Origin of the sequence: Mastigocoleus sp. MO_188.B34, assembly GCF_030065675.1 — a bacterium.
Taxonomy (GTDB): domain Bacteria; phylum Cyanobacteriota; class Cyanobacteriia; order Cyanobacteriales; family Nostocaceae; genus Mastigocoleus.
Map to the genome: position 1 here is coordinate 71,831 of NZ_JASJDK010000003.1, position 16,860 is coordinate 88,690.

9 protein-coding genes are annotated in these 16,860 nt (G+C 36.9%); 5 read left to right on the plus strand and 4 right to left on the minus strand.

What is annotated here, in order from left to right:
• Window positions 1-75: 75 nt before the first annotated feature.
• Window positions 76-3,306, minus strand: a complete 3,231-nt coding sequence (locus tag QNJ50_RS01380; RefSeq protein WP_300631226.1) for a glycoside hydrolase family 15 protein — start codon at window positions 3,304-3,306, stop codon at window positions 76-78.
• Between the two features lie 1,410 nt (window positions 3,307-4,716).
• Between QNJ50_RS01380 and mgtE the strand changes: the two genes are divergently transcribed.
• The 3 genes from mgtE to QNJ50_RS01395 all read left to right on the plus strand — a co-directional run bounded on the left by mgtE (window position 4,717) and on the right by QNJ50_RS01395 (window position 9,150).
• A complete protein-coding gene (mgtE, locus tag QNJ50_RS01385) occupies window positions 4,717-6,063 on the plus strand; it encodes a magnesium transporter (RefSeq protein WP_300631227.1) in 1,347 nt (448 codons plus the stop codon).
• A gap of 1,006 nt (window positions 6,064-7,069) precedes the next feature.
• Entirely contained in the window at window positions 7,070-7,336 is a 267-nt protein-coding gene (locus QNJ50_RS01390) for a glutaredoxin family protein (RefSeq protein WP_300631228.1), read from the plus strand.
• Between the two features lie 323 nt (window positions 7,337-7,659).
• Entirely contained in the window at window positions 7,660-9,150 is a 1,491-nt protein-coding gene (locus QNJ50_RS01395; RefSeq protein WP_300631230.1) for a UDP-N-acetylmuramoyl-L-alanyl-D-glutamate--2,6-diaminopimelate ligase, read from the plus strand.
• 53 nt (window positions 9,151-9,203) lie between these two features.
• On the opposite strand, the gene QNJ50_RS01400 is transcribed toward QNJ50_RS01395, so the two are convergent.
• On the minus strand, window positions 9,204-9,329 hold the full coding sequence (locus tag QNJ50_RS01400; protein WP_300631232.1) for a hypothetical protein: 126 nt from the start codon (window positions 9,327-9,329) through the stop codon (window positions 9,204-9,206).
• A gap of 73 nt (window positions 9,330-9,402) precedes the next feature.
• Here QNJ50_RS01400 and QNJ50_RS01405 point away from each other — a divergent pair, with 73 nt between their 5' ends.
• Entirely contained in the window at window positions 9,403-10,881 is a 1,479-nt protein-coding gene (locus QNJ50_RS01405) for an ATP-binding protein (protein WP_300631234.1), read from the plus strand.
• Window positions 10,882-11,081: 200 nt separating this feature from the next.
• On the opposite strand, the gene QNJ50_RS01410 is transcribed toward QNJ50_RS01405, so the two are convergent.
• The gene (locus QNJ50_RS01410) at window positions 11,082-12,602 is read right to left on the minus strand and encodes a HAMP domain-containing sensor histidine kinase (RefSeq protein WP_300631236.1); all 1,521 of its coding nucleotides are present in this window, start codon (window positions 12,600-12,602) and stop codon (window positions 11,082-11,084) included.
• A gap of 1,776 nt (window positions 12,603-14,378) precedes the next feature.
• Between QNJ50_RS01410 and QNJ50_RS01415 the strand changes: the two genes are divergently transcribed.
• A complete protein-coding gene (locus QNJ50_RS01415; RefSeq protein WP_300631238.1) occupies window positions 14,379-14,921 on the plus strand; it encodes a BON domain-containing protein in 543 nt (180 codons plus the stop codon).
• A gap of 236 nt (window positions 14,922-15,157) precedes the next feature.
• On the opposite strand, the gene bioF is transcribed toward QNJ50_RS01415, so the two are convergent.
• On the minus strand, window positions 15,158-16,369 hold the full coding sequence (gene bioF, locus QNJ50_RS01420) for an 8-amino-7-oxononanoate synthase (RefSeq protein ID WP_300631240.1): 1,212 nt from the start codon (window positions 16,367-16,369) through the stop codon (window positions 15,158-15,160).
• Between the last annotated feature and the right edge of the window lie 491 nt (window positions 16,370-16,860).

Genomic DNA, 16,860 nt, shown 5'->3' on the forward strand with positions numbered 1-16,860 from the left:
AGGGGTAAAGGTAAGCTGACCAGAGGAGAATAATCGGAATCACTAGTCCTGTTACCGTTTATTAACCATTACCTGTTACCCATTACTAACCCCAGCTTTCTGCGCAAACATAATTAAGAATCTAAACGCTTTGACAATGTAACCAGTACATTCCTGAGGGGAAGAATCATAAAATGATTGCCATGCTTGAGCTTTATCTTCATCGTAGTGTCTTGTTCTTTTCGGTTTATCTTCCAGCCAAGATAGGCGCACAGCATGACCGATCACAACATCAAGTACTATATATTCAGCAATTTGCAATTTAGGATTTTTTGCAACAATCGCAGCAAGTTGCATTAACGCTTCAATATTTACCTGACGGTACTCTGGAGATTCTATTTTGTTTAACAAATGTTCTACCGTTAGGGCAAAATTCTTTTCTCCTGGCGTCATCTCCGAAAGTATTAATTTACTTTCAAGGCGATTGCGACGTTCTAACTTATCACCAATAACCAAGCCTTGACAATGCTTCATTAACAGCCATACTTGCTGGTAAAAATCCTTTGGTACCCTTCCCGTAGTACCTTCAATATTGCGGAAATGTCGCCATCCGTTGATTGGATTTTCAGCTTTTTCTGCACCTTCTCTCTGTAGATTCCAATTAATTTCATTTTCCCTTTGTTGGCTGTGTAACGATTCTTGCTGGCGCAAAACTTCACTTACACCTACATATTCTACCAAGCAGTAACGTAACTTATTTCTGACCTCAAACGGCGAAAGTTGCATTAAATGTTCGTATGCTTCATCTTGAGTAACATTTAATTTCCATGCCAATTCGCCAGTTATTAGTAAAATCAGATAGCCGACTTTAATAGTTATAAGTCCTTCAAATAATTGTGGCTCTGTATTAATTAAGTTACTCAAATAAATCAGAATCTCTTGAGTTAAGACGCGATCGCGAACATCTTCACCACAAAAATTATTGATTTTTTCCACAATTTCTTTGTGGGATAGGGGTACGGTAATCAGAGAATCCTCATTGTAAGACCGACCAATAGCTATTTGCTTACCCCGAACTAATAGGCTTGTAATAACATCCGACAAGTGCATGTCCGCCATTTGCAGCAAACCAGCAGCCCGTCGCACCACAGCCCAAATACCTAATTCTCCAGCTCTTGTATAAACTTCATTAAGTAAATCCTTCACCCTTGCAGGACATTCAAAAGTACCAAAACCGGTTTCAAATTCAAGTCCATGTAAGCGCGTTAAAGTTTGTAATAGCTCAACTTGCTCGTATAAATTTTCTGATGTGTGTAAATGAGACAATAATAGTTCTAAATTAGTTTCACACTCCATCTGAAATTCTTGGGTGTGAGCTAATGGCCAATTTTGTTCTGGATCGCAGGAGAGATAATAACAACGGGGGACAGCATTCTTAACAGAGGAATAGGAAAATTCAAAGTTAGGCGAAACATCAATTCTTTCAATTGCAGAAGTCAGCATAAACTGATTTAAACGACCCAGTTTTACTCTGACTCCATTAAATAACCCGTCTTTGAGATCTTGAAGTGACTTCATTAATTCCGGATTACCGGTTTCCATCATAGTCTGAGTCATACGAGTCAGCATCAAAGTTAGGGTAGGACGTCCTGGATCTCGCCAATATTTCTGGATATAAGCTAGTGTGGCGGTAAATTCATCTAGGAGAAAATGGTAATCTAAAGTTAAATAAAACTGCTGAGAATCTAAAAACGAAGGTAAAAGAACTACAGTTTCACTACCAATGCGGAAAAATCTCGATGTTGTTAAACTACGGGGTAATCTCGCAGGACGTCCAGTTAAACCTAATTTTTCATTACACCCAATCTGTTCGTAAATAGTAATTAAGTCTTTGGCTTGACGAATTTGAATTGGTGCAACTTGTTGGGGTGTTTGAGTTGGAATCCCGTAAACTAAAAGCTTTTCTTGTAAATCTTCATTTGCAGCTAGCAAAGCAATTTGCACCATCGGTTGGCGTTCTCTACCGATATACAGGTGTCTTCCTAGAGGATCCACATCACCCAAAGCTAGCAATCCCTCATCCAACATTTGTCCCAGGAAATATAAACTTTGTGCCCAAACCAAAGGGATATTATCATTCGGCAAACGAGGTTGGGAATGGGGCTCTAACTTTTCAGATTCAAGTTTTTCTCGTGGTACATAATATAGTTCTGGGAGCAAATACGAACCATTTCGTTCGATAACTACTTTCTGTAAAAGTTCTCGATAACGTTTAACTTGTGCTTCATTTTTGCAAAACAATCCGTCTAAATATAAATAAGTAAAAAATAACGGCCATTCGCATTCTATATGCTCAAATTGCTGTAGTTCCTCAGGTTCGTAGTGCAAACGTTCGGTGTTTTCTATAACTGTTTGATGTCCATCCCGTAAAAATCGCTTGCAACCATATTTTCCTTCTAGTTTGTTAATAATTTCAGCACGGGTACGATTTTGTAATTCCTTATCTATGACTGCAAAAGCTGGAAAACTAATAATGCTTAATAATGCTGCATCTATTTCTTTTGAAGCTGATTCTCTAGGTAATAGGGATTCTAAGGTAATTCTTGCACGGGCAATTTCATCTGGAAGTGCGTGAACTACTGAGGCTTGGGAACCCCTGACTCCAAATAAGTTCAACCCATCGATGGCTTGTAGCGCGGCTTTAGCCATTCCTACAGAACTAGCATTTAATTCTGGATTACCATGATTAATCTTGTTACCTCTTTCCCAAATCCCGTAATCTGGAGTACGATAAGCCCGCCCAATATAGTAAATAAGATTTTGAACAAAATCAACTTCATCAATGGTATAGATTATCTGCAACCCCGATGCTGTCATCTGTGCCAACATCAAAATAAAGATGGACGTAGCATCCAACTGTAAATGACCCCATTCGTCATCGCCGACGACAACATCCCCCGTTGTCGTATCGTACTTGGCATGAAGAGCATTTGAGGGTGACTGATTCTGCTTGAATTGCTCAACTTTATCAGCTTGTCGCATCATTGCAAATAGCAATCCCCGCATTAATTTGATGACACTGTGCTCTAACTCGTATGTCCGACCAAGATCTTCATCAATTTTGCGATATGCTAATGCCAATCCCCAAACAGCCAAAATACTATAAACGTTATCCCGCACCCAAGCGTCTGTATAGTCACCATGAGCAGTTATGGCTGTGGAAGCAGGCAACAAACCAGTAATTGGATTCTGGCGTTGAAGAATAATAGTCTTAATTTGCTGATAATAATATTCGAGGCGAATTGGTACGTCCGTGGCTATTTTCATGTTAATTTCCAGAGCTTTTAAGGAATTATCACCCTTCAGCCTTGAAGTAAATTATATCGATTGAGATATAAAATTTTCTGTAATTAATGATTGTATTACTAATTTAATCTTTTAGAAAACAATTACTATTATGCTTATATATAAATGTATTTAGATTTCATGTTCGGATAAAGTATATTTTAAAAGTAATATTTTTCGGGAATTAGAGATTATAGAAGAAAACCAAAGTAAATATGCGAAAAATATCGATAATTAAAGTTTGCGAAAATCATTTTACTAAATAAACTTAATTTTATTTGTCAAGTTATATCTTTGAAGTATATTTTCAGGATGCACGCTCAGGATATACTTCAAAGATTTACTTTTAAGATATTTTTACACTTACTTTAGCTTAGTAAATTATTCTTACTTGTACTGTCAATAATAATAATGATAGTTTATTGTTTACTAAACTCTAATTTTTATTGACGTTGTACATTTAATCATAAATTCTAGACAAAATAAAATATACTTAAGAAAGGCAATGGCACTGAACGCTAGTGTCAAATAATGCACATTTACTCAAACTTGTCTACTCTTGAATTAAAGCGCAAATCAAACTTTTATTAATACCACTTAAATATATCGTACCATGCAAGAATCAAGTTATTTGCTTTTTCAAAGAAAATTACTTCGAAGATGTAATTATTGTATTTCCAGCGAATAAATATTTGATTCTGTTCGCTCGTTATTGACTAATAGCATTAACATTATTTTTCCTCTGATTCAATCAGAGAAAGCTCATAAATCTATAAATCACTACTTCCGAGTAACTGAAATCATCAGACTAGCATTGGAAGTTACATAATAGTTCTGTGTTTATTAATTGTGTTTGTTAATTAATAGACATCTCCAGAAATGAGATATCACCCCTGACTACATAAGGCTTTTATATCCTTTTTCGGAGATGTCTAATTTATTTCGTCCTTAACAAGGATAAATTTGGAGGTTAAGAAATTAAAACTACAATATCTTTACAAAACAATCAGTGTTATTACATGTTTTTATCTTCTATCATATCAAAAAAAAACATCAAATAAACTGTAAATATTTTGACCCGATAGAAATTAGAATGAAAATAGAAGATTCCCTTGACACAGATTTTCATAGTAGTAAAATTTACTCTAAGAAAATTGAAATTACAGCATATAAAAGCCAATGTGTGCTGAATGTCACACAGTTTATCTCTTGAGGGGTAGGATCTACCGGATAGGTAACTTCCGGGTTAGTATTATGACTTATGGTGTCTAATTGGTTTATCAATTCCAATTCTTGAGATTTTATGGACAACAGTCCACACGAAGGCAGTAATATCCTCCTCTGAACTGGCGAGCTTGTCTCCCAGTACAGGGGAGACAATAGGAGGGGATTATGCTTGCACAAAATGTTAGCAATAATGTTGTTGACATAGAGGACTTGAGCCGACTCAAATCAGATTTAAATCGTTTACAAGCTGTCGATGTTGGGGAGTATATTAGTAAGTTGCCTCGCAAAAAAAGGGCGCTTGCGTTTCGGCTTCTCAATAAAGGTCAAGCAATTAACGTTTTTGAATATTTACCACCGGAAATACAGCAACAATTAATTAATTCATTGCACGACAGTCGAGTCGTGCAAATTGTTGAAGAAATGAGTCCGGACGAGCGGGCTGTTTTATTTGATGAGTTACCAGCAGGGGTTGTCAAGCGTCTTTTACACGAACTCAGTCCCGAGCAGCGTCAAGCAACAGCAACAATTTTGGGCTACTCCGAAGGGACTGCAGGACGGGTCATGACTACGGAGTACGTACGCTTGCAAGAGGGATTAACCGTAGGGGAAGCTCTAGAAAAAATTCGCCGTCAGGATCGAGATAAAGAGACTATCTACTACGCTTACGTTACAGACTACAACCGCAAACTGAGGAGTGTGGTTTCCCTGAGGCAGTTACTATTTTCGTTACCTGATGCACTGTTGCGGGATATAGCTAGCGACCGTGTAGTGAAAATTAAAACTGAAACCCCCCAAGAAGAAGTAGCGCAATTAATGAAGCGTTATGATTTGATTGCGTTACCCGTAGTTGACCGCGAAAAAAGGTTAGTTGGAATAGTTACCATAGATGATGTAGTAGATATTCTTGAGGAAGAAGCTACAGAAGACATTCAGAAACTAGCGGGTGTTAGTGGCGGGGATGAAGCAGCTTTATCACCTCCCCAGGTGACAATTCGCAAGCGTTTACCTTGGTTATTGGGAAACATTGCTCTTTATGTTACTGCTGCCAATGTAATTGCACCTTTTCAGCAAGTAATTACTATCGTCCCAGTATTAGCAATTATTATGCCGATTTTGGCTAACAGTAGCGGCAATGTTGCTTTCCAAGTTTTGTCTGTTACTGTGAGGGGGTTAGGTGTAGGCGAAATAACCCCAAAAGATACCCTTAAAGTGCTCCGTAAGGAGCTTTTAGCTGGTTTGGGTACAGCAATTGGATTAGGTAGTGCTTTGGCTGGATTATCGTTAATGTGGGCACCATCAGGAGAACATTGGGTATCCTTTGTCGCTGGTGCTGTGATGTCAGTGAACGTTCTCATTGCTGTAACCCTAGGGACAGTATTACCGATGGGTTTCAAACAATTGAACTTAGACCCGGCATTAATTTGTGGACCTTTAATGACAACTACTTTAGATGCTATTGGTTTTTTGACATTCTTATCTTTAGTATCATTTGCTTTGCAAGTATTACCATAGGTTCCATAAGTTAAAGATTATTGCTAATATTCGTGGCAAGACACTTCTGATACCATGCTAAAAAACTGCAAATATCCGTGCATTTTAGAGCTACTAGTTATTGGTTTTATCCCACTACTTTTTTCTTTTTTCGATCTAAGGTATTTTTTGTTTCCTGCTCACTTTCAAGTAAGATATGATTTCCTAAACTACGGGTTTAGTAGTACACGCTCTTGCTTGGGATTATCCTAGACTTTAAAGAATTGCTTTGCTTATTTATAGAAAACCTTAGAAATAGTGATTGGTTATTGAAAATTTGATGGGTACAGTTATTTTCTGTGCCCACTATAATTTTCATTATGCTTAAAACTTACCTGTTTGGAATTTTGCTTTGTCACCATCAGCAAGGCTTATCTTATAGGCGATCGCTACTATAGCACTACGAAGTTACGTTAGGACATATATTAATCCTAAAAGCCATACGTATTAGCCTTATGTCCTACGGACACGCAATAACTACGTTAAGTACTTGGAGAAAATTAATTGTATATTTGTCATTGCGTTAGCACGCACCTACGGTGAACAGCTTTGCTGCGGGCTAGTGGAGCGTAGCGTAACGTAGCATATGTCCTGTCGGACAACGCTAACGCTAACGCAAGGCTTTGAGATTGCTGAGGACGCGCTCCGCGTTCAGCTTTGCTGCGGTCTAACACTATCGTTTGTTCTAACGAACACGCAATACCTACGGTACGCTTCCGCTAAGCGCTAACGCAATGACATAAATATTTTTGTCCAACTACTTACGCTTCGCTGGACGCCAATGACTTTTTACTTTTTACTTGCGCGTAGCGCTATAAGTGAGTTATGGGTCAAAGGCTGAAAGCCAGTTTTAAAAGACATTCTACTTCTGGCTCTTGTCTTCTGAGTCCTGCTATAGGTAATATCTTCAACAGGTATTTTCTTTTCCTAGGCATTAAATCGAAGAGCTTTAGCCTAAAGTGTCTGTAGGACATCGAGAAAATAACCAATGACTAAAACATTAATTTTATACGGTAAACCGGAATGCCACTTGTGTGAGGGTTTACAAGAAAAATTAGAACAAATTCAAAATATCCCATTTAAGTTAGAAATTCGTGATATTACTACTCGCGAAGATTGGTTTGCTGCATATCAATATGAAGTTCCTGTTTTATTCGCTGCTGGTAACGATTCAGAAAGTTTGCAACCCATACCGCGCCCGTCACCTCGTGCAACAGTAAAACAACTAGAAAAAATTCTCCAGAAGTATCTTTGAGTATTTGTATGTAGAAAAAAATAGTGCAAAATAAGCGGATAAATTGGCACAGAGAAATAGAGGCAGGATATAAACTTACCTCATGGCAATGACGAAGTTTAAAATCAGGGTTAACAAGTAAACAGTAATATTCGCCAAACTTAGCCTAAGAAACTTAGTTGCGAGTACAGAGCCGTTAATATATGGTCAAAATCATTCGAATGATTTTGACCAAAAAACACAGGTTTATTGCTCTTATTACCAGTGACTGTTCACTTGTTAATTCTCAAGCTACGTCATTGACTTTGATTTCTCATCCCTTTGTTTGTCACGAGGTTGATACAATGAAACTGCGGGAATTGCTTGCGGCGATCGATGAAAATATTCAATTACCCGAACATCCGGCAATGGATGAGGAAGTTAAGGGTTTAACAACAAACTCCCATGCAACAGCCCCGGGAAACTTGTTTATTGGAATGCCTGGTACGCGCGTTGATGGCGGTGATTTTTGGCAAAGCGCTTTAAAATCTGGGGCTATTGGTGCTGTTATCTCTTCCCAAGCATTTGAGAAACATCCACCAACAGCTAACGATTGTGTGGTAAGTGGTACTGATATGCCGAAAATTTGTGCTCAAATTGCTTCTACTTTTTATGGCTATCCGGGTCAAAAACTTAAAATGGTGGGAGTTACCGGCACAAACGGTAAAACCACTACTTCTCATTTGATTGAATATTTTTTACATCAAAGTAAATTGCCTGCAGCTTTGATGGGTACCCTTTATACTCGTTGGCAGGGATTTTCAGAAACTGCGATTCATACCACTCCCTTTGCTGTAGATTTACAAAAACAGTTAGCTGCAGCCATGAATGCTGGTAACGAGTACGGTGTCATGGAAGTCAGTTCCCATGCTTTAGCCCAAGGTCGGGTATTGGGTTGTCAATTTGAGGTAAGTGTGTTTACGAACCTCACCCAAGACCACTTGGACTATCACAAAGACATGGATGACTATTTTGCTGCTAAAGCATTATTGTTTAGCCCTAACTATCTTAAAGGACGAGCCATAATTAATTCTGATGATTCCTATGGGAAAAAACTAATTGAATCTTTAGAGGAAAGTCAGGTTTGGAGTTACAGCGTTAATAATTCTACAGCTGATTTGTGGATGAGCGACCTTAACTACGAATCCAATGGGGTTAGTGGTAAACTTCATACACCCAAGGGTGAAGTAGAATTTAGTTCGCCTTTAATCGGTCAATATAACTTAGAAAACTTATTGGCTGCTGTAGGTGCTGTTTTACATTTAGGATTAGATTTACAGCTAATAGCTAATGCCATTCCACAATTCCATGGAGTTCCGGGAAGAATGGAGCGGGTACAAGTTAATTCTCAACAAGATATTAGTGTAATTGTCGATTATGCCCACACTCCAGACAGTTTAGAAAATCTATTGAAAGCATCCCGTCCATTTATTCAGGGTAAAATGATTTGCGTTTTCGGTTGTGGTGGTGATCGCGATCGTACCAAGCGTCCCCAAATGGGTAAAATCGCTGCGGATTTTTCCGACTTAGCTGTGGTGACTTCTGACAATCCTCGTACTGAAGACCCAGAAAAGATTTTGGAAGATATTCTGGAAGGAATCCCAGACTCAGTTAATCCAACCGTAATTTGCGATCGCGCAACTGCGATCAAAACAGCAATTTTGGGTGCAAAATCTGGAGATGGAGTCTTAATTGCTGGGAAAGGACATGAAGACTACCAAATTTTAGGTACTGAGAAAATTCATTTTGATGACCGAGAACATGCACGTGATGCTTTAGTCATACGAATGAAGTAGAGGAATTGGGGATTAGCGATTTGGTAATGGGTAATGGGTAATGAAAATATATTTTAATACCCAACCGCTAGTCCCCAATCCCCAATCCCCAGTCGCCAATCCCCAGTCGCCAATCCCCAATCTCCAATCTCCAATCCCCAATCACCGCAATTCCCTAATTTTTTGTTAAAAATAGACACTTAAGGGTAAAAAGATAAGAGAGTATTATTTTTTGCTCTGTTTTTTGTTTGTGTCAATTTTACGGCTTAACCCATGAAAGTCTCTCTAACTCAGGATAAATCGTTATTTCAGTTCCTTTTGGAGCAAAAGTTATATAATTCTCAGTCAGTTTCATCTCTTAGTCCGGCGAGTTTCCTCTCACTGCTGAGTTCGCAAGTTGACTTATTAATTGAAGAAGAAGTTAGAGCCACTTTGTGGGTTAAGCTACCTCCCGGTAAAATTTGGCGTTCGGAAATTCAGCGTTATTGTTCTTGGCTGGGAAATTCTGCTAATATTTTTAACTATTATGTTGGTGATGTAGCTTCAGATAATAAAGCTTCAGGTTCAAATTCTCTCCGTTCAAAAAACAATATTACACCTTTTGAACAAAATGGAATTCCCTTCACTAATATTGAACTCAAAAGAGAACATCAATTACAAAGAGAATATTTTCTGATCGCACAATCGCCCCGATGGTTCAGCTTGATATTATGTCATCGACCACGAAAAAATCTTCGAAAACAGATTGCTTCCAAGATCAAAATAAATAAAAAACATTTTTTATTAACAATTACTAACTTCGAACAAAAAATAATTTATTCTGCTTTAGAAGCAATTGAAAAAGACACTGTTAAATCTAATTCAACAAGCACGATTGTAGATGTCAACTCAAACTCAACTACAGAATCGACATTAATAGCTAAATTTTTTACAAAGCAATTACAGCGACAAGAGGAAATTCAATATCACAGAATTAATAACCGTTTGTTTAAATTAAAACAGCAAAATCAAAAATTAGAAAATAACTTACAGCTTAAAGATGATTATCTGAGTAGTGTTTGTCAAGAGTTACGGACTCCTCTTACGCATATGAAAACGGCGTTGAGTCTTTTAAATTCTCCGTCTATGAAGAATACCCAACGTCAGCGTTATCTACAAATGCTTAGCAGTCAATGCGAACGTCAAAATTCTCTGATTCATGGCGTACTAGATCTTGCTGAGATAGAACGCAATCTTGAGGAAATGACCTTAGAAGCCGTACATTTGTCGGATATAGTTCCTGGTGTAGTTAGTACATATCAACCAATTGCCCATGAAAAAGGTATAATGCTTGCCTACACAGTATCCAATGAATTACCGTCTGTTTGGTGCGTTCGTGGTGGTTTGAAACAAATCTTAATTCATTTGATTGCTAACAGCATTAGATTTACTTCTAGTAATGGACAAGTATGGGTAAGGGGACGAGTCCACGGAAAATATGTTGAGTTGGAAGTTCGGGATACTGGAGTAGGAATTCCAGAACATGAGATTCACAAAATATTTGAACGTTTTTACCGAGTACGTTCGGGAGCTACTGAAGATTCTACTGGTGCAGGATTAGGTTTGACTATTGTGCAGCAATTACTTTGGCGTAGTGGTGGCTTTATTTCTGTTAAAAGTAAATTGTCTGAAGGGTCTACTTTCACAGTAAGTTTACCAAGGGTTTTTGAGAGCGGTCGCATTTCACAAACACCAAAAAGTTTATCAAAATAAGAATGGGTAAGTAGTAATAACCGAATAACACAATTATTAACTGGTAGTTCTCTAATATTGATTGATTTTCAATTTCGCCTCATAGGTATCACTTCACCAGAAGTATTATTTCGTGAGGAGCATTACTTTGAAAGTATAATTCTGAACTGAACTGTGTGGCTGTGGTTAATAGACTGTCTTAAGCAAGAAAATGTAGAATTTTACCTTTCCCCAACCTTATTGCTGAGCTTATGGGATTTTGGATTTTTGTGATGCCAGTTTTTCATTTTTCCCAAATAAGCATCCGAGTTTTCAACTCCTTGCAAAGGCAGGAAAATAGTTAATACTTCAGCTTGATGGGGACGCTGACGCACGATCAACTTACCACCAATTGCCTGAAATAGATGCTTTGTTGCTGCTAGATTTAAACTTACAACACCTGTTTCTGGCTGAAAAGTGAGTAATTCTCCAATTGCTTTACGGATGGGTGGTGTAAATAAAGGTTCTGAATTATTACTATGCTCTTGCTGTTGTAGTTGTGGTAGAAGCTGGAGCTTTAATTGGTTACCAGCGGGGATTACTTGGACTTGAATGTGACTTCCTGCAGGTAAGCTACGCGTAAAGTTTTCCATCAAACCGGTAAGGACTCGATCCAGCATATTCGGATTACTTACTACTGCTGGAACCTGTTGTGGTAAAAGCACATCTAAAGTTAGGTTGCGCCTATTTGCTGCCTGTTGCCAGCGAGGTATACTTTGCTTTAATACTTGCTCTAGACACATGGTGGTCAGTTGAGTATTAGCTGGCTTGTCCACAGGTAAAGTTTCTAATTCTGCAGCTCTGAACAAAAGTTCCATGCGATCTATCTGTTCCGTACATTCGCGATCTATAATTCGCAGTCGCTTAATGACATTTGCTGGTAGGTCTTGCTTTTTCAGTAACAACTGCGTGATTGTACGAATGGTAGATAGTGGGGTACGAACTTCATGAGCGAAAGCTTGTAAAAGTTCGACGTCGAGACAATTGGAAGTATTATTAGATGGCTCAACTTGATCTGTCTGCTTATTAATCTTATGGTTGGCTGCAATATAAGTTCCTGTTTCAGTTCCTGGTAAGTTAGCCAACAAAAATTGACTAAACTGCATCAAGATCTGTGGATTTAGAACTTTAGGATTATATTTTTGAACTATTTCTTCTAGTTGAGCGAAAAAATCTGGATTGTTAAGAATTACCCTAGCACCAAGTGATCGCCAAGCCTGTTCGACTACTTCCGCATCAAAGGAAAATAAAAATTGTTTTTCACCACTACTGTCTTCAGCCAAAACCAAAATTAATCTAAACTTATTTGTGAACACTAAGCAAAATTGCTCATTTGCTAAAGGGTCTCCCGCTAGCAAAGGTAATATAGACTCTTGGTTCGGATTTTCCTTTTCGGATGATATTTCTTGTGAAGACAAAGCAAATGGTAAAGCCAGAGGATTGAAAGGTTTTGCACTAAAAGTAACAGCGTGCAAACCTTGAATGAGTTCGGGTTGACTAAATACAGGTGCAGGTGCAGCTAATACCAGTCCCTGAGTCTCCTCTGAGTTTGTTTCAGATAATGTATTCAATAATAACTGCTCTGCTGCGGCTAGACTGACACGCCATTGGGCTTGCGCTTTTGCCGATTCACAGGCTGCTGTTACCATTGATTGGGTATTAATTAAAATGTCCTTTAAGCTTGGCAAAATCCACTGATACAATGGTTATCACCCCTTGATTTCACTGCGCACAAAGCTTGTTTGGAATCTTATTCCAGATTTATTTATTCCTTATATATACGAGGTTATCGGCATTTGCCTGCAGATGAAAGTCGTAGAACCGAACATCATCAGGTGCAATTTCCCCTTTGGTTACCCGGTATACAAAATTCAATTATTTTTATTTTATGGCGAACCAGGCACAACCTCAATTTTTAATCTTGATTCGCCAAATATCATATAATTAATGTCCAAACTTTTGAATATCAAACTTTGCGTTCAGAGATAATGCCTTCAAAGTTTTACCAATTGTACTGCTTTACAAACAAAGTATATATGTACTAAATAATGTCCTTGATATTAGTCCAAGCAAAAGTAAAAAACGATAATCTTATTTATTCTTGGATTTGGTTTTTGATTTTAAACTCTTCCTCGTGTTTTCTTCGTTTCAAAAAAATTATTTTTAGGAATTTATTTATAGGGCTGACTTATTCCCAATTTTGATAGTTAATTGTACAATTCTAATATTCACAATCTAGCACCTTCATTATTGTGATTTTAAAATCTTATGTTATCTATAAGGTCTTATATAGATAAAGGCTATACAATTTGTTTTGCAAAAAAATATGATTTGTTTTGCAAAAATAAATGACAATTGTTTGGTAAAAACTTAATATAAAATTTTAGGTAGATATTGGATTAAGATATCTTAAAATGCAAGTAAATCCTCAAACGCAACTCTCAATTAGGGAAAAATGCTTTAAGCCTGAAAACTAAACTTTCCCAATTTATTTACAGTAAAGTTCTTAAACGTAGCGACCAGAATAAACTATTGACTCTATAGATTTATCTTCAGAATGATTCAAGATATCCTTATTTGAATTACTAATATTACAACTTAGAATACTTAAATTCAGATAATATAAATTTCCCTGAATATTTCCGATGTATGAGTTATTAAAAAACCACACATAAATAAAGAAACAGATTATACTACGACTACATAATCTATATTCTGAGGATTTTATCTTGTTAGTTTTATATCTACCGTTTTATGGATGCCTGCATTTTTGAGTTCAAAAATATTATTACTTTTGAATCATAAGTATTTTAAAACTATTTTTTTGTAAGTAAAAATCAAAATCTCGCAGTTATAAATTGACATTATCCTATTGCTGACTTAGAAAAGAAATAGAACAATAATTAAAACTATAAGAATAAACTATAAAGCAATGATTTAAAATCTAAATCATTAAATTAATCTTTAATGAGTCTATATAAAAAAACGCGTGTAAAATGGTGAGAGTATATTTTCAGGCTATGCAATTTATTAGTCTCATTAACTTTAAGTGTGAAAGTCTGAAAATACTGGCAGCTTAGGTGAGCATTCGTTATTCATTACCTCTGATTGAACTACGGATGCTATTTTTAGCAAAATTTATCGATAATACACATCGATATTTTTTGATATCAACTTCATCATCAATGTGATGTTTTTGACTTAAAACTAGATGAATATTTTATATGTTGCCAAGCTATAAAATATCTGTTTAAATGGCTCAAGCAGTAGTCATTTTTTGCTCACCTAATGTAAAATTGTTGCCGCCAAAGATGATGCAACAATCTTTGTTTAACTTTGGCTAAACATGTTTAATTATTGGTAAGTAAATTCCCTTTTAAGTCTGTTCGATTTCGGTCTTAATTTTCCTTTAAGATTCGTCTCTAAACATCACACACCAAGTTAATGAATTGCTTCAAGTAGTTTACTAGGAGATAGAAATGAAAAAGTTTATTCCATTTCTGATAAGTGGTATTTTAGCGATTGGTACTTTTGGTTGTCAGAGTGAGGAAGCCGCTAAGACAAATCCAGAGGCTTCGGATACCACAGAAGCAACTCAACCTGCGGCACAAGAAGCTAGCGATATAACAGCTGAAACAAAAGCTAAAGAAGATGTAGCAGCTACTGAGGGTGAGGCTACAACAGATACAGCAGCTAGTGATCTTAAAATAGATCCATCAGCTACCGACAGCGCGACAGATCCAGCTGCTGCTGAAGGTGTAACAGATCCAACCGCAGCAGGTGCTGCAGAAGATGCAACTGCTGTTGATGGTGATGTCGCAACTCAAGCTAATAAAGCATTAAAAGATAAGTTACCTACCAGCAAACTGGAAGCAAAAGAAGAAGGAACAGGTGTTGTTTCCGTTTCTGGAACCGTATCTAGCGACGCAGAACTTGAGGAGATTGAACCTACCGTTAAAAGCGTTCAAGGAGTGACAGAAGTTAAGGTAAATGCAACAGTTGAAGCTGCTCCTGCTGAATAATTAGTACAGGTAGTACAAAAATTGTAATTCAGTTTTTATTTGCTGAATTTATAGAACAGAATTTGTAGCGAATATACAAGTTCTGTTCTATTTTTTTTCACGGTTATTTTTTGATTTTTTTTAATAGTTTTACCTCTTTGGTTTAGAGGTTTAGAAAATTTTTTCTTTTCTGTTTCCTTTTCCCTGTTCCCTTCGCAGCAAAATATCATTTCCTAAACTTGATGCTTGCTACTACACTACAAAATATTTTTCAAGATTGTTATTAATTTTTGAATTTGAGATAATTCATGTGTAGCCATTACAGAAATCCGAATTCTGCTTGTGGGAACTGTTGGTGGACGAATTGCTGGAGCAAAAATTCCTTTATCTATTAATTGCTGTCCTAATTTAAGTGCTGTACTACTATTTGCTAATTGGAAACAAATAATTGGTGAATTTGAAGGTAGTAGTTTCAGATTTGGTTGTTCTGATGTAGCTATTTGTTTTGAGCTTGTTTGCTGTGAGATTATCTGTTTGACTATTATTTCTTTTAAAAAGTTAATGTTATACCACAAGTTAGTTCGTCTTTCAGGTTCTTGCTGGAGAATTTTAATTGCGGTTAAAGCTGCTGCTGTATCTGCTGGGGAAAGTCCTGTAGTGTAAATCCAACCGGGAGCGCGATTGCGTAAAAAATCAATTAATAGATTACTACCCGCAACATAACCACCTAAACTACCAAGTGCTTTACTAAGAGTTCCTACTTGAATGATATTTTTACCGCTATAGCCGAAGTGTTCTACACATCCACTTCCCCTTTCACCCAACACACCTGTTGCATGGGCTTCATCAAGCAGTAGCATACAACTAAATTCTGTTGCTAATTCGAAGAGTTCTGGTAAAGGACACAAATCCCCATCCATACTAAATACGCTATCAGTAATAATCAAACAGCGCCGGTACAATTGTCTTTGTTCAACTAAATGAGTTTTTAATTCAGTAACGTTGCAATGGGAATATTCAATTACATTAGCACCACTGAGTTTCGCCCCATTTTTCAAACTGGAATGATTGTATTGGTCTGATAAAATTAGATCTCGCGTCCCAACCAAAGCAGTAATTGTACTTAAATTTGCTAGATATCCAGAACTAAAAACTACTGCATCTTCCGTTTCTTTTAATGATGCGATCGCTATTTCTAAATCTCTATGTAATTTTCGATGTCCGCTGAGTAAGCGAGAACCCGTACTTCCCGTACCATATTCTTGAGTTGCTGCGATTGCCGCTGCAATTAATCGCTCATCTCCTGCAAGTCCCAAATAATCATTGCTTGCAAAGTTAATTACTTCATGACCATCTAAAATTATTTTTGCGCCTGGACGTCCTGCAATAGTTTTAACTGCACGGTACCAATCAGCACGGTGAATGGTGGTCAGAGATTTTTCGAGCCAAGCGTAGGGGTCTTTGGTCATAAAAGCGCATTGCTGTCTGAGAAAATTTATAAATGAAAGCCCCCTAAATCCCCCAATACTGGGGGACTTTGAAATTTAATCCCACCAGAATAGGGAGGTTAGCAAGAAAATAATCCTTTAATCAAGCAACATTTATGTTGTTATATCAATGTTGAATTGACACCTTTGTTTAAAAATCTTGCACTTAGGAATACAAAATGAATTATCCTTTTTAATTATCTTTTCAAATAATTTTCTAAAGAATATATAAATATTTAAATCTGAAGTCTAAATCTAGAATATTTTAAAAATAATTCAAATAAAAATAATTCAAAAGCCTGGTAAAAAACCTTAAGTATTAAGTTAACCATAGGATTACTCATAACTTACGAACCTGTGCCCCATCGGCAGTCATGCCAAAATATTTTGTTGTGCACCCTATTCTACTTAAAACAAAGTCATAGCATTTGTTTAAAACAAACGTGGTGACACTCTACTTAATATGTTCGCTG

Bases quoted from the DNA above. Each gene is read 5' to 3' on its own strand.
- mgtE (WP_300631227.1), top strand. From the start codon at position 4,717: ATGCTTGCACAAAATGTTAGCAATAATGTTGTTGACATAGAGGACTTG.
- QNJ50_RS01415 (WP_300631238.1), top strand. From the start codon at position 14,379: ATGAAAAAGTTTATTCCATTTCTGATAAGTGGTATTTTAGCGATTGGT.
- QNJ50_RS01395 (WP_300631230.1), top strand. From the start codon at position 7,660: ATGAAACTGCGGGAATTGCTTGCGGCGATCGATGAAAATATTCAATTA.
- QNJ50_RS01405 (WP_300631234.1), top strand. From the start codon at position 9,403: ATGAAAGTCTCTCTAACTCAGGATAAATCGTTATTTCAGTTCCTTTTG.
- QNJ50_RS01390 (WP_300631228.1), top strand. From the start codon at position 7,070: ATGACTAAAACATTAATTTTATACGGTAAACCGGAATGCCACTTGTGT.
- QNJ50_RS01380 (WP_300631226.1), bottom strand. From the start codon at position 3,306: ATGAAAATAGCCACGGACGTACCAATTCGCCTCGAATATTATTATCAG.
- bioF (WP_300631240.1), bottom strand. From the start codon at position 16,369: ATGACCAAAGACCCCTACGCTTGGCTCGAAAAATCTCTGACCACCATT.